The 19,673-nt window shown below is 70.0% G+C and carries 20 protein-coding genes; 12 read left to right on the plus strand and 8 right to left on the minus strand.

What is annotated here, in order from left to right; genetic code table 11:
- Positions 1-348: 348 nt before the first annotated feature.
- The 4 genes from AB0M01_RS16530 to AB0M01_RS16545 all read left to right on the plus strand — a co-directional run bounded on the left by AB0M01_RS16530 (position 349) and on the right by AB0M01_RS16545 (position 4,542).
- A complete protein-coding gene (locus AB0M01_RS16530; RefSeq protein WP_363670078.1) occupies positions 349-1,785 on the plus strand; it encodes a trypsin-like peptidase domain-containing protein in 1,437 nt (478 codons plus the stop codon).
- A gap of 178 nt (positions 1,786-1,963) precedes the next feature.
- On the plus strand, positions 1,964-3,271 hold the full coding sequence (locus AB0M01_RS16535; protein ID WP_363670080.1) for a glycosyl hydrolase family 18 protein: 1,308 nt from the start codon (positions 1,964-1,966) through the stop codon (positions 3,269-3,271).
- 42 nt (positions 3,272-3,313) lie between these two features.
- On the plus strand, positions 3,314-3,829 hold the full coding sequence (locus AB0M01_RS16540; protein WP_363670082.1) for a DinB family protein: 516 nt from the start codon (positions 3,314-3,316) through the stop codon (positions 3,827-3,829).
- Positions 3,830-3,834: 5 nt separating this feature from the next.
- Complete coding sequence (locus AB0M01_RS16545; RefSeq protein ID WP_363670084.1) at positions 3,835-4,542, plus strand: pirin family protein; 708 nt, start codon at positions 3,835-3,837, stop codon at positions 4,540-4,542.
- Here AB0M01_RS16545 and AB0M01_RS16550 read toward each other — a convergent pair.
- Positions 4,539-4,853 (minus strand): L-rhamnose mutarotase, encoded by a 315-nt coding sequence (locus tag AB0M01_RS16550; RefSeq protein ID WP_363670086.1) that lies wholly within the window; start codon positions 4,851-4,853, stop codon positions 4,539-4,541. The two genes, AB0M01_RS16545 and AB0M01_RS16550, sit on opposite strands and share 4 nt — an antisense overlap.
- Before the next feature lie 122 nt (positions 4,854-4,975).
- On the opposite strand from AB0M01_RS16550, the gene AB0M01_RS16555 reads away from it, so the two are divergent.
- Together AB0M01_RS16555 and AB0M01_RS16560 are read left to right on the plus strand one after the other, a co-directional pair.
- Positions 4,976-5,779 (plus strand): VOC family protein, encoded by an 804-nt coding sequence (locus AB0M01_RS16555; protein WP_363670088.1) that lies wholly within the window; start codon positions 4,976-4,978, stop codon positions 5,777-5,779.
- Between the two features lie 153 nt (positions 5,780-5,932).
- Positions 5,933-7,840: a penicillin-binding transpeptidase domain-containing protein gene (locus AB0M01_RS16560; protein WP_363670090.1), complete on the plus strand. Its 1,908-nt coding sequence runs from the start codon at positions 5,933-5,935 to the stop codon at positions 7,838-7,840.
- Between the two features lie 157 nt (positions 7,841-7,997).
- On the opposite strand, the gene AB0M01_RS16565 is transcribed toward AB0M01_RS16560, so the two are convergent.
- A complete protein-coding gene (locus AB0M01_RS16565; protein ID WP_363670092.1) occupies positions 7,998-9,725 on the minus strand; it encodes an AAA family ATPase in 1,728 nt (575 codons plus the stop codon).
- Positions 9,726-9,803: 78 nt separating this feature from the next.
- Here AB0M01_RS16565 and AB0M01_RS16570 point away from each other — a divergent pair, with 78 nt between their 5' ends.
- The gene (locus AB0M01_RS16570) at positions 9,804-10,214 is read left to right on the plus strand and encodes a nuclear transport factor 2 family protein (protein WP_363670094.1); all 411 of its coding nucleotides are present in this window, start codon (positions 9,804-9,806) and stop codon (positions 10,212-10,214) included.
- A gap of 84 nt (positions 10,215-10,298) precedes the next feature.
- Positions 10,299-10,625: a zf-TFIIB domain-containing protein gene (locus tag AB0M01_RS16575; protein WP_363670096.1), complete on the plus strand. Its 327-nt coding sequence runs from the start codon at positions 10,299-10,301 to the stop codon at positions 10,623-10,625.
- 12 nt (positions 10,626-10,637) lie between these two features.
- On the opposite strand, the gene AB0M01_RS16580 is transcribed toward AB0M01_RS16575, so the two are convergent.
- The 5 genes from AB0M01_RS16580 to AB0M01_RS16600 form a co-directional block, all read right to left on the minus strand.
- Complete coding sequence (locus tag AB0M01_RS16580) at positions 10,638-10,949, minus strand: WhiB family transcriptional regulator (RefSeq protein WP_184800389.1); 312 nt, start codon at positions 10,947-10,949, stop codon at positions 10,638-10,640.
- Between the two features lie 117 nt (positions 10,950-11,066).
- Positions 11,067-11,525, minus strand: a complete 459-nt coding sequence (locus AB0M01_RS16585; RefSeq protein WP_363670098.1) for a carboxymuconolactone decarboxylase family protein — start codon at positions 11,523-11,525, stop codon at positions 11,067-11,069.
- Entirely contained in the window at positions 11,522-11,980 is a 459-nt protein-coding gene (locus AB0M01_RS16590; RefSeq protein ID WP_363670100.1) for a cupin domain-containing protein, read from the minus strand. The genes AB0M01_RS16585 and AB0M01_RS16590 overlap by 4 nt, the downstream gene beginning before the upstream one ends.
- Before the next feature lie 46 nt (positions 11,981-12,026).
- A complete protein-coding gene (gene sigJ / locus AB0M01_RS16595) occupies positions 12,027-12,959 on the minus strand; it encodes an RNA polymerase sigma factor SigJ (RefSeq protein ID WP_363670102.1) in 933 nt (310 codons plus the stop codon).
- Between the two features lie 13 nt (positions 12,960-12,972).
- Entirely contained in the window at positions 12,973-15,378 is a 2,406-nt protein-coding gene (locus AB0M01_RS16600) for an immune inhibitor A domain-containing protein (protein ID WP_363670104.1), read from the minus strand.
- Positions 15,379-15,520: 142 nt separating this feature from the next.
- Between AB0M01_RS16600 and AB0M01_RS16605 the strand changes: the two genes are divergently transcribed.
- The gene (locus tag AB0M01_RS16605) at positions 15,521-15,991 is read left to right on the plus strand and encodes a GNAT family N-acetyltransferase (RefSeq protein WP_363670106.1); all 471 of its coding nucleotides are present in this window, start codon (positions 15,521-15,523) and stop codon (positions 15,989-15,991) included.
- A gap of 1 nt (position 15,992) precedes the next feature.
- On the opposite strand, the gene AB0M01_RS16610 is transcribed toward AB0M01_RS16605, so the two are convergent.
- Positions 15,993-16,853 carry an NAD-dependent epimerase/dehydratase family protein gene (locus AB0M01_RS16610; protein WP_363670108.1) on the minus strand — a complete coding sequence of 287 codons (861 nt, stop codon included), beginning with the start codon at positions 16,851-16,853 and terminating at the stop codon, positions 15,993-15,995.
- Between the two features lie 87 nt (positions 16,854-16,940).
- Here AB0M01_RS16610 and AB0M01_RS16615 point away from each other — a divergent pair, with 87 nt between their 5' ends.
- From AB0M01_RS16615 to AB0M01_RS16625, 3 genes are all read left to right on the plus strand, one after another.
- Positions 16,941-18,008: a DNA polymerase IV gene (locus AB0M01_RS16615; protein ID WP_363670110.1), complete on the plus strand. Its 1,068-nt coding sequence runs from the start codon at positions 16,941-16,943 to the stop codon at positions 18,006-18,008.
- 35 nt (positions 18,009-18,043) lie between these two features.
- A complete protein-coding gene (locus tag AB0M01_RS16620; protein WP_363670112.1) occupies positions 18,044-18,730 on the plus strand; it encodes a hypothetical protein in 687 nt (228 codons plus the stop codon).
- An 87-nt stretch (positions 18,731-18,817) separates the two neighbouring features.
- Positions 18,818-19,669, plus strand: a complete 852-nt coding sequence (locus AB0M01_RS16625) for a maleylpyruvate isomerase family mycothiol-dependent enzyme (protein WP_363670114.1) — start codon at positions 18,818-18,820, stop codon at positions 19,667-19,669.
- Positions 19,670-19,673 lie beyond the last annotated feature (4 nt).

Below are 19,673 nucleotides of genomic sequence, written 5' to 3' on the forward strand. Positions count from 1 at the left end.
CTCGGCCGCATCACAGCGGCGCTCAGCCGGACACGGCCCGCGCGGCAGCGCGGAACTCAGCGCGCCAGCGCGCACCTGGCGCCGCTAGGCGCACAGGAAACGCGTCAGCGCGCGAACGAAGCACGCGCAAGCACGCGCAAGCACGCGCACCCATTGAAAGGGTGGGAGCGGCGCGAAGCACGCGACGAAGGAGCGGGCGTAGCACCGCGTGGGACGAACACATCAACCCATCAAAACAACCCTCTTCACAGGTTCCCCACAGGAAGCTCAGGGGATCCTCAAGGAGTTCTTTGGGTGCTTTGACGGGATCTTCAGGGGTCTCTCAGGTCCGGCGCTCATGGTTGATGCATGACCGAGAACCAGCCGCACCAGCCGCAGAACCAGTCGGGGGACGAGACTCCGGCGCAGGGTTCGACGTACGGGAACCAGGGTCCGCAGGGGACGCCGCCGGCGTACGGCTCGAGTCCGCAGGAGCGGACGCAGCAGCTGCCGATGGGTGGGTACGGGCAGCACTCGCAGCACCAGTACGCGCCGCAGGGGCACGGCCGATACCAGGGCGGTCACGGCGGGCAGGGTGGTCAGTTCGGTACGACCGGGGCGCATCAGGGGGCGTCGCCGGGTACCAGCTGGCCCCCGCCGCCGTTCGGCCCGCAGCAGGCTCAGCAGCCGGAGGCTCCCAAGCCGAAGCGGCGTGGGCTGGCTCTGGTGGCGCTCACCGCCCTGCTGGTCGGTACCGCCGGTGGTGTGGGTGGTGCGGCTGTGTACTCGGCCACGAACGACTCCAGCTCGACCCCGTCGGTGACGGCTCCGCTGAACGGCAGCCAAGCCGCCCCGGTCTCCGCGCCGGACGGCTCGGTGCAGAAGGCCGCGGCGAAGGTGCTGCCGAGCGTGGTGAAGATCGCCTTCACCACCTCGCAGGGTTCCGGCACCGGGTCGGGGATCGTGATCAGCAAGGACGGCCTGATCGTCACCAACAACCACGTGGTTGCCGGTGCGGGTCAGGGCGGCCGGCTCAGCGTCATCCTGAACGACGGCCGCACGGTCTCCGCGACCGTGGTCGGTACCGACCCGCTGACCGACCTCGCGGTGATCCGCGCCGACGCCAAGGACCTGACGCCCGCCGTACTGGGCAAGAGCGGGGACCTCGGCGTCGGGCAGGGTGTGGTCGCGATCGGTTCGCCGTTCGGCCTGGACGCCACCGTGACGAGTGGGATCGTCTCGGCGCTCAACCGCCCGGTCACCTCGGGCGGCGAGGAGCAGGACAGTACGACGGTCTTCCCAGCCATCCAGACGGACGCCGCGATCAATCCGGGAAACTCCGGCGGCGCCCTGATCGACCTCGCCGGCCAGGTGGTCGGAATCAACAGCGCGATCAAGACCGCCGGAGGATCGGGACAATCCGAAGGCGGCAACATCGGCCTGGGCTTCGCAATCCCGATCGACCAGGCCAAGCCGATCATCGACGAGCTGGTGGCCAAGGGCAAGGCCACACATGCGCGGCTCGGTGTGACGGTCGGCGACGCGCAGTCCTCCGACGGGCTCACGCAAGGAGCGACCCTCGGCGAGGTGACGTCCGGCGGTGCGGCGGACAAGGCCGGCCTGAAGAGCGGTGACGTGGTCACCGCGATCGACGGCAAGGCGATCGCGTCAGGGGACGCGTTGGTCGCCGCGGTCCGTTCGCACCGCCCGGACGATGAAGTGACGATCACCTACAACCGCTCCGGCCAGACCGGCCAGACGGCCAAGGCCAAGCTCGGCTCAGACAACGGCAACCCCACGGGGTGACACGACGGTGCCGGGGGCCCCTCCTCCCCCGGCACCCACGAACCGGGACTCCGGCCGCCCACCGAGCGGCCGGAGTCCCGTTCTGCTGTCGGCTTTCCGACTTGTCGTAGCCCAGCACTCCGTCAGCGCCTACCGTGGAGAAACGACAGGTCACTGCGTATTGAGCTGAGGAGCGGCCATGAACCGACGGATCGGTACGGCGTTCGCGAGTGCGGTGGCAGCCGGGGTGCTGCTCGCGTCGGCGGGGCTGGTGGCTCAGGCCGGACAGGCCTCGGTCCAAGCGGCCTGCACGGGACCCGCCTGGGCTGAAGGTGTCAGCTACGCCGTCGGTGCCAAGGTGACCTACCAGAACCGCTCGTACGCCGCCCGGGCAGCGCATACCGCGCATCCCGGCTCCGGCTGGAACCCGGTCGCCGCTCCCTCCCTCTGGCTCGACGAAGGCGCCTGCGACAGCACGCCGCCCACCACACCCCCGACGACCCCGCCCACAACGCCACCGACCACCCCGCCCACGACCCCACCCGCCGGCGAGACCTGCGCCGTCAAGTCCCGCTCCGCCGGCAAGGTCCTGCACGGCTACTGGGAGAACTGGGACGGCGCCTCCAACGGCGTCCACCCGCCGTTCGGCTGGACGCCGATCACCGACGCCCGGATCGGCCAGCACGGCTACAACGTGATCAACGCGGCGTTCCCGGTGATCCTGTCCGACGGGACGGTGAAGTGGGAGGACGGCATGGACGCGACCGTGAAGGTCGCGACGCCGGCCGAGATGTGCGCGGCGAAGGCGGCGGGCCAGACCATCCTGCTGTCGATCGGCGGCGCGACGGCCGGGATCGACCTGAGCTCGTCGGCGGTCGCCGACCGGTTCGTGGCGACCGTCGTACCGATCCTCAAGCAGTACAACTTCGACGGGATCGACATCGACATCGAGACCGGCCTGACCGGCAGCGGCAACATCAACCAGCTGTCCACCTCGCAGGCGAACCTGATCCGCATCATCGACGGCGTGCTGGCCAAGATGCCGTCGAACTTCGGTCTCACGATGGCGCCGGAGACGGCGTACGTGACCGGTGGCAGCGTCACCTACGGCTCGATCTGGGGCTCGTACCTCCCGATCATCAAGAAGTACGCCGACAACGGCCGCCTCTGGTGGCTGAACATGCAGTACTACAACGGCAGCATGTACGGCTGCTCCGGCGACTCGTACTCCGCGGGCACCGTCCAGGGCTTCGTCGCCCAGACCACCTGTCTCAACAACGGCCTGGTCATCCAGGGTGTGACCATCCGCGTCCCGTACGACAAGCAGGTGCCCGGCCTGCCCGCCCAGAACGGCGCCGGCGGCGGCTACATGTCACCGTCCCTGGTCAGCCAGGCCTGGAACAGCTTCAACGGTCAGCTCAAGGGCCTGATGACCTGGTCGATCAACTGGGACGGCTCGAAGAACTGGACCTTCGGCGACAACGTGAAGTCGTTGCAGGGCCGCTAAATTGCGTCGCGGGCGGGCCGAGGGCCCGAGTACGGTCCGCCCATGACGTTTTCTCGCGAACGCCCGCCTTTCGTTGCCGATGAGCGCACCCAGTTGGTGGGGTGGCTGGATCAGCAGCGGGCGCTGGTGCGGTGGAAGTGCGAAGGGCTGGCCGAGGCCGACGAGACGCGGTCGGTGCTACCGACGTCGCCGGCGATGACGATGGCGGGGCTGGTCTACCACCTGCGCTGGGTCGAGCACTGCTGGTTCGAGGTGCTGTTCCTGAACGGCTCGTCCGCGGAGAACCCGCAGTTCGACGAGTCGCTGCCCGAGGACGCGGACATGATGCCGACCGCGCCGCTGAAGCAGCTGCTCGACGAGTTCGAGGCGCAGTGCGAGCGGTCCAACGAGATCATCGCCGCGCACTCGCTGGACGAGACCGGGAAGCACCCCGACTTCAAGTCCGGGCAGGCGACGCTGCGCTGGATGGTGCTGCACATGATCGAGGAGACCGCGCGCCACGTCGGGCACCTGGACACGATCCGCGAGCTGCTCGACGGCGAGAAGGGGTATTACTAGTCGGTGTGAGCATCGACGTACGCCGTGCGGCTGACCGGTTCCGGACCACCGAGGACTGGCTGGAGTCGCGGCACTCGTTCTCGTTCGGCCCGTACTACGACCCGCGCAACGTCGGCTTCGGCGCGCTGCTCGTGCACAACGACGAAGTGGTTGCCCCGGGCACCGGGTTCGGCAGCCACCCGCACCAGGACCTGGAGATCGTCACCTGGGTTCTGCGGGGTGCGCTCACCCACGAGGACTCCGAGGGGCACCGCGGCGTCGTCCATCCCGGGCTCGCGCAGCGGATGAGCGCCGGCAGCGGCGTCCGGCACGCGGAGAGGAACGACGGCGGCGAGCCGGTCCACTACATCCAGATGTGGGTCCGGCCGGACGAGCTCGACCTCCCGCCGTCGTACCAGCAGGCGGAGGTCGACCTGAGCAGCGGCGAGCTCGTGCCGGTGGCGTCCGGGCTGGCCAAGCACGCCGCCACGACCGCCGTACGGATCAACCAGCGCGACGCCGGGATGTCAGTCGCCAGACTGAAACCCGGTACGGCGGTGCAGCTGCCGGTGGCGCCGTACGTGCACCTGTTCGTTGCCCTCGGCTCCGTCACGCTCGAGGGCGCGGGCGAGCTCGGCGAGGCCGACGCCGCCCGCATCCCGGTCGCGGACGGCCAGCGCGTCACCGCCGGACCCGACGGCGCCGAGATCCTGGTCTGGGAGATGCGTAGTTAGCTGGTTTGCTCGGACATCGTCCAGACGTGCTGCAGCGGCGCACCGTCCTCGGCGAACCCCTCGACGAACTGGCTCATGTGCTGCTGCCAGCGCTGGTCGACCGGGTCGTCGCGGAGCTGCGCCACCGCGGCCTCGAAGTCGTCGCAGGTCACCAGGTGGAACAGGTCCCGGCCACTGCGCCAGATGCTCCAGTCGCTGATGCCGGCGTTGTTCATCACGACGATCAGCTCGGGCCAGACCCGGGCGTGCTCGATCGCGTAGGACTCTTCGGTGCCGGCGATCAGCCGGCTGTGCAGGGCAAGGCGGGTCACAACCGGGGAGAATACCCCGGAGTGACCGAACCGTTACCCGATCCCCCGGCGATCACCTCGACGTGACCTGTAGTGCCTGGCAGGTTAAGTGCCCCTGGTAACTAATTCCCGCAGGAGCACCGATGGCCGATCGCACCGCCCCCTGGCCGGCCGGTACGCCGAACTGGGTCGACCTGGCCGCGACCGACGCCCGCGCGGCGACCGAGTTCTACGCCGGTCTGTTCGGCTGGCAGTGCGAGCACCAGAGCACCCGCGACTACTGGATCTGCCGCGTCGACGGCGAGGACGTCGGCGGCATCGGCGGCAAGCACCCGGGCACCGAGACGCTGCCGAGCCGCTGGACGACGTACCTGGCGACCGACCACGTCGACCGGACCGCGGCCGCGGTCGTCGAGGCCGGCGGCCGGCTGCTGCTCGACCCGACCGACGTCTCGGTGCACGGCCGGATGGCGATCGCGACCGACCCCAACGACGCGATCTTCGGCCTCTGGCAGGCCACCGACCACATCGGCACCGGCCGCGGCTCCGACCCGGGCATGCTGGTCTGGAGCGAAGCCCTCAGTCGCGGGTACGACGAGGCGAAGGCGTTCTACACGCAGGTCTTCGGCTACCGCGTCGAGGAGATCGGCAGCACCGAGGACTTCGGCGGCCCCGGCGACCAGTACGCCGACGCCCGCTACGCCGCCCTGTACGCCGCCGGCAAGCCGGTCGCCGGCACCGGCGAGTTCCACCCGGAGATGCCGGCCGAGACCCCCGCGCACTGGCTGCCGTACTTCGCGACCGCGGACCTCGACGCCACCGTCGCCCGCGCCGAACGCTCCGGCGGGCGCCTGAGCGGTGACCCGCTGGACACCGACTTCGGCCGGATGGCGGTGCTCACCGACCCGGAGTCGGCGGTCTTCGCGGTGATCCAGCTCGCGGTCTGAACGAAGCTCTGACAGACCGAAAACCAACCGCGGCGCCCCGCTCGGCGTCGTACTCCTGTGGGCCGGCTGAGTATTTTCCCCCTCGTGGCAGGCTGGGCACACGCCGAAGACTGTTCGGAAGCGTCAAACCGTCGCCGTGCGAGAGTGGAGATCGTGAAGCGAACTGCTGCCATCGTCTGTCTGGGTGCCCTGCTGGTCACCGCCGGTTGTTCCGACAGCAAGTCCGCCGACGGCGGCAAGGCCGACCCGAACGACGAGAAGCAGGCCTCGGCCGAGGTCGTGAAGGCGTTCGCGGCCGGCTGGGTGAAGGCCTGGGCGCCGGAGGGCAAGCCGACCGAGGCCGCTGCGCTGACCGACAACCCGGCGACCTTCGGCCCGCGGCTCGACGACGTCGACACCGCGCTGGTCGCGCAGTCGGCGACCGTCACGCCGCAGGGTGAGCCGAACTGCTCCGACGACAGCAACTGCACCCAGGAGCTCGCGGTCGAGGCCGTGCTGCGCGGCATCGGCACGATGAAGTGGACCAGTACGGCGACCGTCGTGAAGACCGGCGACGCCTGGAAGATCAAGGCCTCCGGCGACACCATCTACCCCGGTCTCGGCGACGCGAACTACCTGAAGCGGGTCCGCACCGTCCCGGCCCGGGCCTCGATCCTGGACCGCACCGGCAAGCCGCTGACCAGCAACCGCCCGGTCGTCATCGTCGGTGTCGCGTCCGGCAACAAGGCGACCGCTGCGACGTACGCCGCGTTCACCAAGAACCTCGACGTCGACGGCACCAAGCTGTGGAACCGGGCGAAGGCGGCCCCGGCCGGCCAGTTCGTCGACGCGATCACGATCCGCGCCGAGGAGTGGGACAAGCTCCGCCCGGTCATGGGCAACCTGCCCGGCGTCCTCACCATGGGCGGCACCCAGTCGCTGCCGGAGAGCTCGACCTTCGCGCGCTCGGTGATCGGCACCATGAAGACCGCCACCGCCGAGACCCTGAAGAACGCGGGCCCGACCGCCTCCAGCCAGGACCAGGTCGGCACCACCGGCCTGCAGTACTCGATGCAGCAGCAGCTCGCCGGGACACCGGGCGGCGAGGTGAACCTGCGCGACGGCAAGACCAAGATGGTGATCAAGGAGGTGTTCAAGCAGGAGGGCAAGGCCGGTACGCCGGTCCGCACCACGCTGGACACCAACCTGCAGCGCGCCGCCGAGGCCGCGCTGGCCACCAGCAAGCTGCCCGCGTCGCTGGTCGCCGTACAGGCGTCGACCGGGCAGATCCTGGCCGCCGCGAACGGCCCGACCGCGACGAACTACAACCGCGCCTTCCAGGGCCACTACGCGCCGGGTTCGACGTTCAAGATCGTCACCTCGGCCGCGCTGATGGGCGCTGGGCTGACCGCGAACTCCGCGCTGCCCTGCACCAACACGATCAACGTCTTCGGCAAGACCTTCAAGAACTACGACGGCCTCGCGCCGTACGGCAACGGCACCATGCAGAAGGCGTTCAACCAGTCCTGCAACACCGCGTTCATCTCCCAGCACGGGCGGCTGCCCAAGGACGGGATGACCAAGGCCGCGGCGATGTTCGGCCTCGGCCAGGAGCTGCAGAGCTCGATCCCGGCGTACGGCGGGGAGGTGCCGGCGCCCAAGGACGACGTCGCCGAGGCCGCCTCGATGATCGGTCAGGGCACCGTCACCGCGAGCCCGCTCGGCGTCGCGCTGATCGGCGCCACGGTCAAGCACGGGACCGCGATGAAGCCGGTGCTGGTGACCGGCAAGGACCCGGCCGGCCCGGCCGCCGCACCGTTGCCCCCGGCAACGGCCAACGCGCTGCGGACGATGATGCGGACCACGGTCACCGGCGGGACGGCGCACGCGCTGGCCGCCAGCGGCGTCGTCTCGGCCAAGACCGGGACCGCCGAGGTCGTCACCAACGGCAAGGTCGGAACGAACGCCTGGATGGTCGGGTTCCGCGGTGACGTCGCGTTCGCGGTGATCATCGAGGGTGGCGAGTCCGGCGGCAAGACGGCCGGCCCGATCCTGAAGAACTTCCTGGCCCGCTTCAAGTAGAACCGCGGACAGCTCGTCGGCCTCCACCCGAGCAACCACCAACCACACCCGAAACAACTACCAGCCACACCTGAACAAGTACCGGCCACCGATCGAGGGCTGGTACTTGTTCGGATGTCGGCCTGGTAGTTGTTTCGGGAGAAGGGCTGGGCGAGCGTCAGAAGCTCAGGATCTCCTGGATCGCGGACTTCAGGTCCGAGCCGTCCAGCGTGACCAGCTCGAGGTCGGTCGGGAACCCCGGGGAGTGGAACAGCCGCAGGTCCCGGTGCTTCCCGGCGGTCTCGAGCACGGTCCGGATGAACCGCGCGTTGCCGAGCTCGTCGATCCGGCCGTTGGCGCAGACCTGGTCGAGCGCGGCGGTCAGGCTCGCGGTGGCCTCCGGCGTGATGTGGTCGCCGCGGCTCGCGACCAGCCGGACCGCGATCTCGCGGAGCTGGTCGGCGGTGTAGCGCGGGAAGTCGATCCGGGTCGAGAACCGGCTGCGCAGGCCCGGGTTCGCCTCCAGGAACTCGGCCATCGGTTCGGAGTACCCGGCGACGATCACCACCAGGCGGTCGCGGTCGTCCTCCATTCGCTTCAGCAGCGTGTCGATCGCCTCGGTGCCGAAGTCGTTGGTGCTGGTGCCCTTCTTCTTCAGCGCGTAGGCCTCGTCGATGAACAGCACGCCGTCGAGCGCGGAGTCGACGACCTCGTTGGTCTTCGTCGCGGTCTGGCCGATCCAGTCCGCGACCAGGCCGGAGCGGTCGGTCTCGATCACCGTGTCCGCGGCGAGCAGCCCGAGCGCGCAGTACAGGCGGGCGACGACGCGGGCGACCGTGGTCTTACCGGTGCCGGGTGGGCCGGCGAAGATCAGGTGACCGCCGAGCTTGGCGGTCGGCAGGCCGCGTTCGGCGCGCATCAGACCGGCCCGGACCTGCGCGGCGACGGCCGAGACCTGCTGCTTGACGTCCTGCATGCCGACGTTGCGGTCGAGCTCGTTGAGCACACCCTGGACCGCTCCCCAGTCGGGCTGACGGTGCAGCGCGGGCGCTGACGGGTTGCCGCGGCGGATCACGGGCGCGGGCTGCGACGCCGTACCGCGGGATTCGGTACGCCGGGTGCTGAGGCGGACGTTCGTGTCGGCGAGCGCCTCGGCGACCTGACGGTGCGAGTTGTCGCGCTCGTACACCCACTCGAACTGGCGGATCGCGTGCTGCTCGCGGTCGGTGCCGCGGTAGACGAAGCCGAGGTAGTACTCCGCGTCCATCGCGACGAACGAGTTGAGCTGCTGGCCCGCGGCCTGGCGCAGGATCGTCTCGGCCTCGCTCCACTGCTCGACGGTCGCCAGCAGCATCCCGAGCCGCAGCTGCGCCTCGACGCCGAGGTGCCCGTCGGTGGGGATCCGGCGCAGGATGCCGATCGCGGTGTCGAAGTCGGACCGATGCATCGCGACCGCGGCCTCGAGGAAGTTGCGCCGCAGCTCCTCGATCACCTTCCCGGTCGCCTCGGCCGCGCCTTCGGTGTCACCGGCTCCGAGGCGCCGCAGCGCCTCCGCGTGCCAGACGTGGTCGGTGGTCTCGAGCGAGTGCGTGAACCACCACCCCGCCCGGAACGTGGAGCTCAGCCGCCGCTTGTCCGCGTCCCGCTCCTCACCGAAGCGCTTCACGCCCGCAACGAGCTTGTCCAGCGCGGTGTCCGCGTCCCCACCGGCCGCATGAAACCCGAGCCAGGCATCCGTCATCCCCGGATCGAGCTCGACCGCCCTGGTGAAGTTCTCCAGCGCCGCCGGCTTGTCCACCGTCGCCGCCTTCTCGTCAGCCTTGGCGAACCCCAGCTGCCGAGCCCCCTTCACCCACAACCCACGAGCCCGCCGCCGCCCCAGAAGCCCCGCGGACTGCTCACCCATACCTGAACTCCCTCGTCACCCGGACCGGCTTGCATCCTCTCACCACAGAATGTCGGCCCCCGGGTCTACCGTCCCGCCATGACCACCACCGAGCACACCCGCGCCGTGGCCGAGCGCTACTTCAGCACCATGAACGCCCGCGACTGGTCCGCCTTCGGCACGCTCCTCACCGACGACGTCCGGTACGAGCTGCCGCAGACCGGCGAGCAGATCACCGGCCGCGACCGGTACTTGAGCTTCAACCAGGACTACCCCGGCGACTGGCGACTGGAGGTCACCCGTCTCCTCGCCGACGACGCGAACGCGTCAGCCTCGCTGCTGTTCACCGTGGGTGATCAGCAGATGGTCGCGCTGGTCTTCCTCGAGCTGCGGGACGGATTGGTCGCCCGGGTGACCGACTTCTGGCCGGAGCCGTACGACGCTCCCGCGGGACGTGAGCACCTGACTCAGCAGGGAGTCTCCGAGCGGGACCGGTTCACGCGTTCCTAAGAGTTTCCGGCAGGCGCTGTGTGGGTTCCTGAGAGTTCGCTGAAACCGCGTCAGGACGGGGTTTTCGTCACTTAGGGTGGTGCGATGGAGAGCCTGATCTGTCCGAAGTGCCGGGGCGCTATGCGGACGTACGAGCGCAGCAACGTCACCGTCGACCAGTGCACCGAGTGCCGGGGGATCTTCCTCGACCGGGGTGAGCTGGAGAAGCTGGTGGACGCCGAGGTCGCCTACAACGGCCCGCAGCAGCAGCGCGCGCCCGAGCCGCGCTACGAGGAGAAGCGGTACGAGGAGAAGCGCTACGACGACCGGCGCTACGACAACGACCGCCGGTACGACGACCGCAACAAGTACGGCCAGCAGTACCCGCAGCGCAAGAAGAAGAAGTCGTTCTTCGACGAGCTGTTCGACTGAGCTGAGCAGCGGCTAGCGGTGCCGGCCGTGGAGGGCGGGTTCGCGTTCCTCCTCGGTCGTGCCGCCCCAGACGCCGTACATCTCGCCGACCATCAGCGCGTGCTCGCGGCACTGCAGCCGGACCGGGCAGGTCCCGCACAGCGACTTCGCGAGCAGCTCACGGGCGTGCTTGCGCAGCCCGCGTTCGGACTCGGCGGAGAAGAACAGCTCCGGGTTCACGTCCCGGCAGGCGGCGTGGTCGTGCCAGGCCCAGTTCTCGATCATCGCCGACGGCAGGCCGTCGGGGGCCTTGGTGACGGCCCCGGCGGGCGGTTTGCGCCTCATGACTCACCTCGGCTCGGATCGGGGATGGTGCCGCGGCCTCACAACCGCGGCACGGATCCAGGTACCCGAGCGCAAACGTCCGGCCGCGTCACATGCCGCGGCCGGACGCGGCCCCGATCAGGGGTGAACCGGGTACCGCCCGGTGATCGCGACCCGGTTGAACGCGTTCAGCGCGATCACCAGCCAGGCCACCGCCGAGATCTGCTCCGCGGTCAGCACCGCGGCCACGGCGTCGTACACCTCGTCACTCACCTGCCCGTCGGACACCAGCGTGACCGCCTCGGCCAGCCGCAGCGCCGCGCGCTCGGTCCCGGAGAAGTACCCGGTCTCCCGCCAGGCCGGCAGCACCGCGAGCCGCTCGGCCGTCTCGCCCTTCTTCAGCGCGTCACCCGTGTGCATCCGCAGGCAGAACGCGCACCCGTTGAGCTGCGAGGTCCGGATCCGGACCAGTTCGACCAGCAGCGGGTCGATCCCCGCCACCTCGGCGGCCCGGTCCGCCTCCACCGACATCGCGACCAGCGCCTTGTACGCCGGGCTGTGCTGCTTCTCGATCCGGACCCGCTCGGTGCCGCTCACGACGGGTCGTCGATCTTGACCTGGGCTCCGGTGTCGGAGACGAAGACCACCAGCAGCTTGGCGGGTTCGGTCGCGCTCGCGTTCTCGGCGCGGCCGTGGTGCGCGCCGGGCAGCTCGACCCAGTTGTCGCCGGCTTTGACCGTCGTCGCGGGCTGGTCGTCGAGCTGGTTGCGCAGGCTGCCTTCGAGCACGTACGCGTAGACGAACGCCGTCCCGTGCCGGTGCGGTGCCGCCTGGGCGCCGGGCGGGAAGTCGACGATCGCCGAGGTGAAGGTCTTGCCCTTCACGTTCGGCAGTGCGAGCTGCTTCAGCGGGGTGAGGGTTTCGGCGGGGGGCTTGCCGATCGGGCTGGTCGTCGCGACCGGTGCCGCGTGGACGGGTTCGTCCTGCGCGGCACACGCGGCGGCCAAGGGGACGACGGCCAGGAGGCCGACGGCGATCCGCACTCCAAGCATGGAGGGGCTCCTGTTCGGTTCTCGGTAACGCGGTGTTGCGTTCTCGTCAGGAGGACGAGGTAGCCCCACCGGGCGTGACGTGCCCGAGCTTGTCCGGGTTGATCACTCTCCGGTACGCCGTGATCAGCCCGTCGGTGATCTCGAAGGTGTCCACCGACCAGAGCCGGCCCTTCCGGTAGAACATCAGCCCGAGCTCGCCGCCCACCTCGACGACCTCCACCCGGTCCAGGTCCCACTGGCGGCGGACCCGGAGCATGACCTCGGCGATCCGCTCGCCGCCGTGGATGAGCTTGCGGGCCGCGTTGATCCGGCCGCCGCCGTCGGTGACGTAGACCGCGTCCGGGTCGAGCACCCGGACCAGCCCTTCGAGATCACCCGACTCGTACGCCGCACGGAACGCCGACAGCACCCGCTCGCGCTCCGCCTTGGAGGTCTTCGCGGTCGACCGCTTGGCGTCCGCCACGCGCCGCCGCGCCCGCGACGCGAGCTGCCGGGCGGCCGGCGCGGTGGTGTCGAGCACCTCCGCGATCCGGTCGAACTCGAAGCCGAACACGTCGTGCAGCACGAACGCGACCCGCGCGGGCGGGCTCAGCTCCTCCATCACCAGCATCATCGCCGCGCTGACCGACTCGTCGACCAGAACCTGTTCGGAGGCGTCCGGCCCGGTCAGCAGCGGCTCCGGCAGCCACGGCCCGACGTACGTCTCGCGGCGAACCCGAGCGCTCTTGAGGATGTCGTACGACCGCCGCGCGGCGACCGTGATCAGCCAGGCCCGCAGGCTGTCGATCGCGCTGAGGTCCGACCCCGCAGCGCGCAACCACACGTCCTGGGTGACGTCCTCGGCGTCCGCGACGCTGCCCAGCAGCCGGTACGCGACGCCGAACACCGCGGGCCGGTGCTGCTCCCACTCGGCCGCGAGCCGGCCGGCCGAAGCAGCGGCCGGCTCGTCGGTGACCGGGCCCGCACCGTCGTCCGCCATGGATTCAGCGTAACTACGGGCTGACGACCAGCCGCACGTTGGTCCCGCGCTGGCTGATCACCTTGATCTTCACGCCGACGTGCGGCACCTTCACGCCGTACGACGGGACCTTCGCCGACCAGAACTCGTTGCGGTCGTCGAACGTCGGGACCGCGGGCGGCCCGGCGAAGTGGTGCTTCTTGCCGTTCACGGTCAGGTCGAACGAGTCCGACGGCTGCATCCCGAAGGTCGAGTCGTAGCTCTGCAGCGTGCTCTTCCAGAAACCGCCGGCCGGGTTCGGCCGCAGCGCCGGGTTCGCGTCGATCGGCAGCCACTGACCCTGGCCGGGGTGCACGGCGGTCTCGTTGTCGGACACCGAGGTGTCCCAGTACGAGACCAGCAGGCCGTCCTGGTACGGGTAGTGCTCGACCCAGTTCGGCCGCGGGTTGCCGACGAAGTTGTACGGGCCGTACTGCAGGTAGCGGTTGAACGAGCTGTAGGTGTAGTTCGACGCCAGGTAGTAGTGGTCGTACTCCGTGGTGACCGACGACCCGGCGGCCTGGAAGCCCTTGGCCGTCCAGCCGGCCGCGCCGCTCTCGGCGCCGTCGGTGACCAGTGCCTGCCCGTTGGCGGTCAGCTTGATCTCGTCGGCGAAGAAGCCGAGCTCGTGCGTCGCCGAGTCGGTCGCGTACCGGAACCGCAGGTCGACCGTCTTACCGGCGTACGCCGACAGGTCGAAGGTGGCGGGCTTCCAGCCGCCGGAGTTGCCGTCGATCCCGTTGGCCTCGGCCGCCTTGGTGATGCTGCCCGGGATCGCCTTGAAGCCGCTGCCGTCGTTCACCTCGACGTACGCGTAGTCGCAGGCGTCGGCGCCGCAGTCCTCGATCCGCCAGTTCGCCTGGAAGGCGAGCGACGCCTTGCCGGCCGGCAGCGTCACCTTGCGGGTCAGCGTGTTGTCGAGCTTGTCGCCGGTCCCGCTCCACCACGACTTCGCGCCGGCCACCGGCGCGACCAGCTGCTTGGTGACCTTCTTCTTCGGCAGCGAGACGACCAGGCCCTGCGGCCGCGCCGAGTTGTACTCGTGCGGGCCGAGCTCGACCGTCTTGGTCTGCCCGGCCTTCACCGTCACGTGGTTGAGCCAGCCGAGCTGCAGCTTGTCCCAGGTGCCGAGGTCCTGCGGCTTGAGGCCGATCCCGACGTCACCCTTGGCCCCGGACCGCGACTGCGACATCACGCTCCACCAGTTCACCGGGTTCTGGCTGGGCTGGCCGGAGGTGTCGTAGTGGTCCGGCAGGCCGAGGTCGTGCCCGTACTCGTGGGCGAAGACGCTCAGGCCGCCGTTCTCCGGCTGGATCGTGTAGTCGCCGATCCACAGGCCGGTACCGCCGACCTGGACGCCGCCGAGCTTGTTCGCGGCCGGGCCGCTGGTGTGGTTCTGGTCGGCGTACCAGCGGTGCGACCAGATCGCGTCCTCGCCCTGGTGCGGGTCACCGTCGGCCTGGTCGCCGCCGGCGTGCACGATCTGGAAGTGGTCCAGGTAGCCGTCCGGCTCGTTGAAGTTGCCGTCGGCATCGAAGTCGTAGCGGTCCCACTGGTCGTAGGACTGCAGCGTGGTCTTGATGTCGGCGTCGGTCTTGCCGGCCTTCTTCTGCAGCGCGACCCACTGCCCGACCGCGTCGGTGATCAGCGCCCAGGTGTTGCTGCAGATCGTGTCCGGGCACGGCGTCCCGTTCGAGCGGCCGTACCGGGCCTCGTTGTAGGGCACCTTCACCCAGTCCGAGACGGTGCCGTCGACGCTGTACCGGCCCGACGACTGCTTCTCGTAGTACGTCTTGACCGACTCGCCCTTGCCGAAGTAGAGGTCGCGGTAGTGCTGCGCGGAGTAGTCGGCCTGCCAGACCGTCGAGTTGTCGGTCTTGCGGTCCGGCGCCGGGATCGCGTTGTGCACCGGGCCGTCGAAGGTGGTCGGGCCGGCGGTGTCCGGATCGGTGTCGCGGTCCGGGAAGTCCGGGTGCCGCTTGGTGCCGAACTCGGCCAGGATCACGAAGATCTTGTCGGTCTTCTCGCGGGCCAGTTCGACGTACTGGGCCTTGCGGTGCTCGGCGATCTTGATCTTGCCGAGCCCGTCCCGGGCCGCCGGGACGGCGACCTCCTGGCCGACCTTGACCACCTTGCTGGCGCCGCGCTGCTCGGCCTTGACCGACCCGTTCAGTACGCCGTTCAGCGCCGCTTCGCGCAGCTCCCGGCGCTTGTCCTCGAGCGGGTTGGCCAGCTCGTCGGCGTGCGCTCCGCCGCCGCCCTGGACGGCGACCGGCCCGCCGCCGGGCGCCGGACCGGTGGTGTCCGCGGCGGCCGACCTCGACGGCAGCTGCCCGATTCCGATCGCGACTGCCGCGGCGAGCACGCCGACCGCCGTGGTGCGTACAGGTGACACGCGCACGTCTGCTCCTCCTGGTGGCCAAGGGCAACTACCTCGGCTGACACCCTATGAGCACTGTGCGTGACGGAGCCCGCTGTGAGCCAACAGAGCGCTGACCGCAACACGATCGCCATCTGCCCGCCCGAGGACTATCGTCGGCGCAATGAGCACCCCGCCCCCGGTCACGTTGCGCACGATGACCGCCGCCGAGTACGCCGGCTGGCAGGACCGCAACGCGCGCTCGTTCGCGGCCGGGATCGGCCCGCTGCGCGGCCTGGACGGCGCGGCCGCGATCGCGTTCGCCCGGACCGAGGTCGACAAGCTGCTCCCGGACGGGCTCGGCACCGACAAGCACCTGCTCTGGTCGGCGTTCGCCGCGGACGGCACGCTGGTCGGCAGCCTGTGGATCAGCGTGCTCACCCCGGTCCCGTACATCTACGGCGTCGAGGTCGAGGAGCAGCAGCGCGGCCGGGGCTACGGCCGCTCGATCATGATCGCCGCCGAACAGGAGTGCCGGCTCCGCGGCTACTCCCAGCTCGACCTGAACGTCTTCGGCAACAACGCGCCCGCGATCAACCTGTACGAGTCGCTCGGCTTCGAGACCGTCAGCCAGATGATGCGCAAGCAGCTCTGACTCAGCTCCCGTTCGCGAGATCTCGTACGGCGTCCAGGTGCTTCGGCACCCACCCGAGCTCCCGCCGCGCCCGCTCGCTCGTCATCCGCTGATCCAGCCCGAACGCCTCCGCGATCGGCCCCACCTCCTCGGCCGCGTTCGCCAGCGCCCGTACCTCCTGCACACCAGCAGCCGCGGCCAGCGCCGGCGCCAGCTCCGCGAACGTCCGGTTCTCCGCCACCCCGACGTACTCCACTCCCGCCGGCGCCTTCTCCAGCGCCAGCACGTACAGCTCAGCGAGATCGTCCACGTGCACGAGCGTCGTGGAGTTCGACCCATCGCCAACCAGTCCGACCGCGCCACGAGCCCGCGCCGGCTCGACGAAGAACGTCTCGATCAGCCCGCTCGCCCGCCCGTAGACCAGCGCCGGCATCACCACCACCGGATGCCACCCACGCGCGGCCGTCTCCAGCACCCGCGCCTCGTTCTCCAACCGCCACGCGGTGATCGCCGGCGGCTGCTTCACCGCGTCCTCCCCGACCACGCCGTCCGTGTCGCCGTACACCCACACCCCACCGGTGTGCACGTACGTCCCACGCCCGTCGAGCCCGTCGAGCAACGCGTCCGCGGCGGCCCGATCGACCTCCGCACTCCGCTCACCCGACGCCCCCAGATGCAGTACGCCGTCCGCCGCGCCCGCCGCTTCGCGCAGTACGGCGGCGTCGGTCAGCTCACCGACCACCGCCTTCGCACCCCGCGCGGTCACCAGCCCGACCGCCCGATCGCTGCGCGCCAGCGCGGTCACCTCGTGGCCGTGCCGCAGCAGCGCCTCGATCACGACCTGGCCGATGTAACCGGATCCACCGGTGATGAACACCTTCATGTTGTCTCCTTCGCTCGCCTTCCACTCTGCTGTTCCAGGCGGCTGGATTTCCAAGACCTGTTCGGTCGCTTGTGATACCCCTGAGGTATGACCGCGGACTGGTGGTTGCTGCACGTCGACATGGACCAGTTCATCGCGGCCGTGGAGATCCGGCGGCGGCCCGAGCTGCGCGGGGTGCCGGTGGTGGTCGGTGGGTCGGGCGATCCGCAGCAGGGGCGCCAAGTGGTCGCGACGGCGTCGTACGAGGCGCGCGCGTTCGGTGTGCACTCGGGGATGCCGCTGAAGGCGGCGTACAAGAAGTGTCCGGACGCGGTGTTCCTGCCGTCGGACGCGGCGACGTACGAGGCGGCGTCGGTCGAGGTGATGGACGTGCTGCGCTCGTTCCCGGTGACGGTCGAGGTGTGGGGCTGGGACGAGTGCTTCGTCGGTGCGACGACGTCTGATCCCGAGGCGCTGGCGCGGGACATGCAGGCTGCGGTGCTCGAGCGGACCGGGCTGACCTGCTCGATCGGGATCGGCGACAACAAGGTCCGCGCCAAGCTCGCGACCGGGTTCGCGAAACCCGGGCCCGACCAGCGGGCCGGCGACGGCGGGACGTTCCGGCTCACCCAGGAGAACTGGGCCGAGGTGATGCACCACCGCCCGGTCCGCGACCTGTGGGGGATCGGCGCCCGGATGTCGCAGAACCTGAACGACCTCGGCCTGCAGACCGTCGCCGATCTCGCCGCGGCCGACCTCGACGGCCTGAAGGAACGCTTCGGCCCGAAGATGGGGGCCTGGTACGGCGCGCTCGGCCGCGGCCTCGGCGACACCGAGGTCACCGACGTCCCGCGTGAGCCGGTTTCGCGCAGCCACGAGGTCACCTATCCCGAGGACCTGTCCGATCCGGTCGAGATCCAGGACCGGGTCCGCGAGCTCGCGGAGGAGCTGACCCGCGAGGTGGTCGCCGACGGGCGCTGGATCCAGCGCGTGCACGTGAAGGTCCGCTTCATCACGTTCTTCACGCCGATCAAGTCGCGCAAGCTGCCCGCGCCGACGCAGGACCCGGCGGTCGTCGCGGATGCGGCGCTCACCGTGCTTGCGAAGTTCGAGCTGCGGCGGCCGGTCCGGCTGCTCGGCGTACGGGCCGAGTTCGCGCCGCCTCCGGAGCAGTGAACTTTTCCGGGCCGACCGGCATCGAACCGAGCACCATGAGGACCCGCACCCGCGTCGCCACGACCATCGCAGCCGCCGTCCTGGCCGCCGGCGTCACCACTGCCCTGCTGCTGACCCACCCGGCCAGCTCAGCCCCAGCCGCCAACACGTCCAGTACGCCGAAGCCCAGCGCTCCAACGCCCAGCACCCCGGCGCCCAGCACCGCTGCCCCCACGGTCCCGCCTCTCACCACCGCGGGCCTCACCTACACCAACCGGGTCTGGGGCGACGCCAAGACCGAGCTCGGCGTCATCGTCCCCGTCCCGTCGACCTGGTCGATGGCGAAGCTGTCCACCTTCGAGTCCCGTTTCACCAGCCCGAACAAGCTCTGGACCCTCCGCCTCGACGGCGTTCTCACCAAGTCGCAACCCCGCGCGACGTACGTCGCCCAGAAGCTCGCCGCGCTCCGCTCGACTCCCGGCTTCCGCCTGCTCTCCCAGACCGACAGCTCGGGCAAGGCGACCAGCGAGGTGTTCGCCGGCCTCACCTTCCAGCACACCACGCTGACCTACACCTACACCGATCCGGCCCGCGGCACCCGCCTGGTCCTCGACCGGTTCGTCACCATCGACAAGGCCACCGACACCGGCTTCGAGCTCTCGGTCTCCGGCCGCCCGGAGGACCAGGCCGCGCTGGAGACCATCGCCACCAAGGCCACCCTCGGCTACGTCCGTCTCCCCTGACGCAGATTCTCCCGGTGATCGGGAAGTAATCGGCCACCCCGGTTGCTGTCATTACTTGATCGTTCATCCATCACCGGGAGACACCTGATGACCAGCAAGGCCGAGCGCGCCGTCGGCGCCCTGCGTACCGGTTTCGACACCCTCGCCGAGCTGATCGGCAGCCTCCCGCCGGAGGACCTGGTCCGCCCGTCGGCCGCGAGCGAGTGGAAGGTCGCGGACGTGCTGAGCCACCTGGGCAGCGGCTCGGTGATCAACCTGGCCGCGCTCGAGGGCGCGCTCGACGGCTCCGGGCTCCCGCCGGCCGACTTCAACACCAACACCTGGGACCGCTGGAACGCGATGAGCCCGGCCGAGCAGGCGGAGAACTTCCTCAGCGCCGGCCGGACCCTGATCGAGCGCTACGAAGCCCTGACCGACGAACAGCTCACCGACCTGCGCATCGACCTCGGCTACATGCCCGAACCGGTCGACGTCGCCACCGCGGCCGGCGCCCGCCTGAACGAGTTCGCGCTGCACAGCTGGGACGTCCGCGTCGCTCTCGACCCGGAGGCGACACTGGCGCCCGAGGCCACCGAGATCCTGCTCGAGACCATCCCGCGCCTGCTCGGCTGGGCCGCGAAGGCCGACCAGTACGACGGCGAGGCGATCCTGACCGTCACCACGACCGAGCCGGCCCGCTCGTACACGCTGGCCATCACCGACTCGGTCCAGCTGACCGAGTCCCCGACCACCCCGGCCACCGACGGCACAACAACCGGCCCCGCCACGGACGGCGCCACAACCGGCCCGGCCGCCGACGGCGCACTGACCGTCCCGGCCGAGTTCCTGATCCGCCTGGTCACCGGCCGTAACGCGGAGCGCTACACCCCGGCGTCGGTCACCCTGACCGGCGACAAGGTCACCCTCGACGACCTGCGCAAGGTGTTCCCCGGCTTCTGATCCC

It is taken from the genome of Kribbella sp. NPDC051770 (assembly GCF_040681455.1).
GTDB lineage: Bacteria > Actinomycetota > Actinomycetes > Propionibacteriales > Kribbellaceae > Kribbella.

Bases quoted from the DNA above. Each gene is read 5' to 3' on its own strand.
- AB0M01_RS16530 (WP_363670078.1), top strand. From the start codon at position 349: ATGACCGAGAACCAGCCGCACCAGCCGCAGAACCAGTCGGGGGACGAG.
- AB0M01_RS16535 (WP_363670080.1), top strand. From the start codon at position 1,964: ATGAACCGACGGATCGGTACGGCGTTCGCGAGTGCGGTGGCAGCCGGG.
- AB0M01_RS16540 (WP_363670082.1), top strand. From the start codon at position 3,314: ATGACGTTTTCTCGCGAACGCCCGCCTTTCGTTGCCGATGAGCGCACC.
- AB0M01_RS16555 (WP_363670088.1), top strand. From the start codon at position 4,976: ATGGCCGATCGCACCGCCCCCTGGCCGGCCGGTACGCCGAACTGGGTC.
- AB0M01_RS16565 (WP_363670092.1), bottom strand. From the start codon at position 9,725: ATGGGTGAGCAGTCCGCGGGGCTTCTGGGGCGGCGGCGGGCTCGTGGG.
- AB0M01_RS16570 (WP_363670094.1), top strand. From the start codon at position 9,804: ATGACCACCACCGAGCACACCCGCGCCGTGGCCGAGCGCTACTTCAGC.
- AB0M01_RS16575 (WP_363670096.1), top strand. From the start codon at position 10,299: ATGGAGAGCCTGATCTGTCCGAAGTGCCGGGGCGCTATGCGGACGTAC.
- AB0M01_RS16580 (WP_184800389.1), bottom strand. From the start codon at position 10,949: ATGAGGCGCAAACCGCCCGCCGGGGCCGTCACCAAGGCCCCCGACGGC.
- AB0M01_RS16590 (WP_363670100.1), bottom strand. From the start codon at position 11,980: ATGCTTGGAGTGCGGATCGCCGTCGGCCTCCTGGCCGTCGTCCCCTTG.
- sigJ (WP_363670102.1), bottom strand. From the start codon at position 12,959: ATGGCGGACGACGGTGCGGGCCCGGTCACCGACGAGCCGGCCGCTGCT.
- AB0M01_RS16605 (WP_363670106.1), top strand. From the start codon at position 15,521: ATGAGCACCCCGCCCCCGGTCACGTTGCGCACGATGACCGCCGCCGAG.
- AB0M01_RS16610 (WP_363670108.1), bottom strand. From the start codon at position 16,853: ATGAAGGTGTTCATCACCGGTGGATCCGGTTACATCGGCCAGGTCGTG.
- AB0M01_RS16615 (WP_363670110.1), top strand. From the start codon at position 16,941: ATGACCGCGGACTGGTGGTTGCTGCACGTCGACATGGACCAGTTCATC.
- AB0M01_RS16620 (WP_363670112.1), top strand. From the start codon at position 18,044: ATGAGGACCCGCACCCGCGTCGCCACGACCATCGCAGCCGCCGTCCTG.
- AB0M01_RS16625 (WP_363670114.1), top strand. From the start codon at position 18,818: ATGACCAGCAAGGCCGAGCGCGCCGTCGGCGCCCTGCGTACCGGTTTC.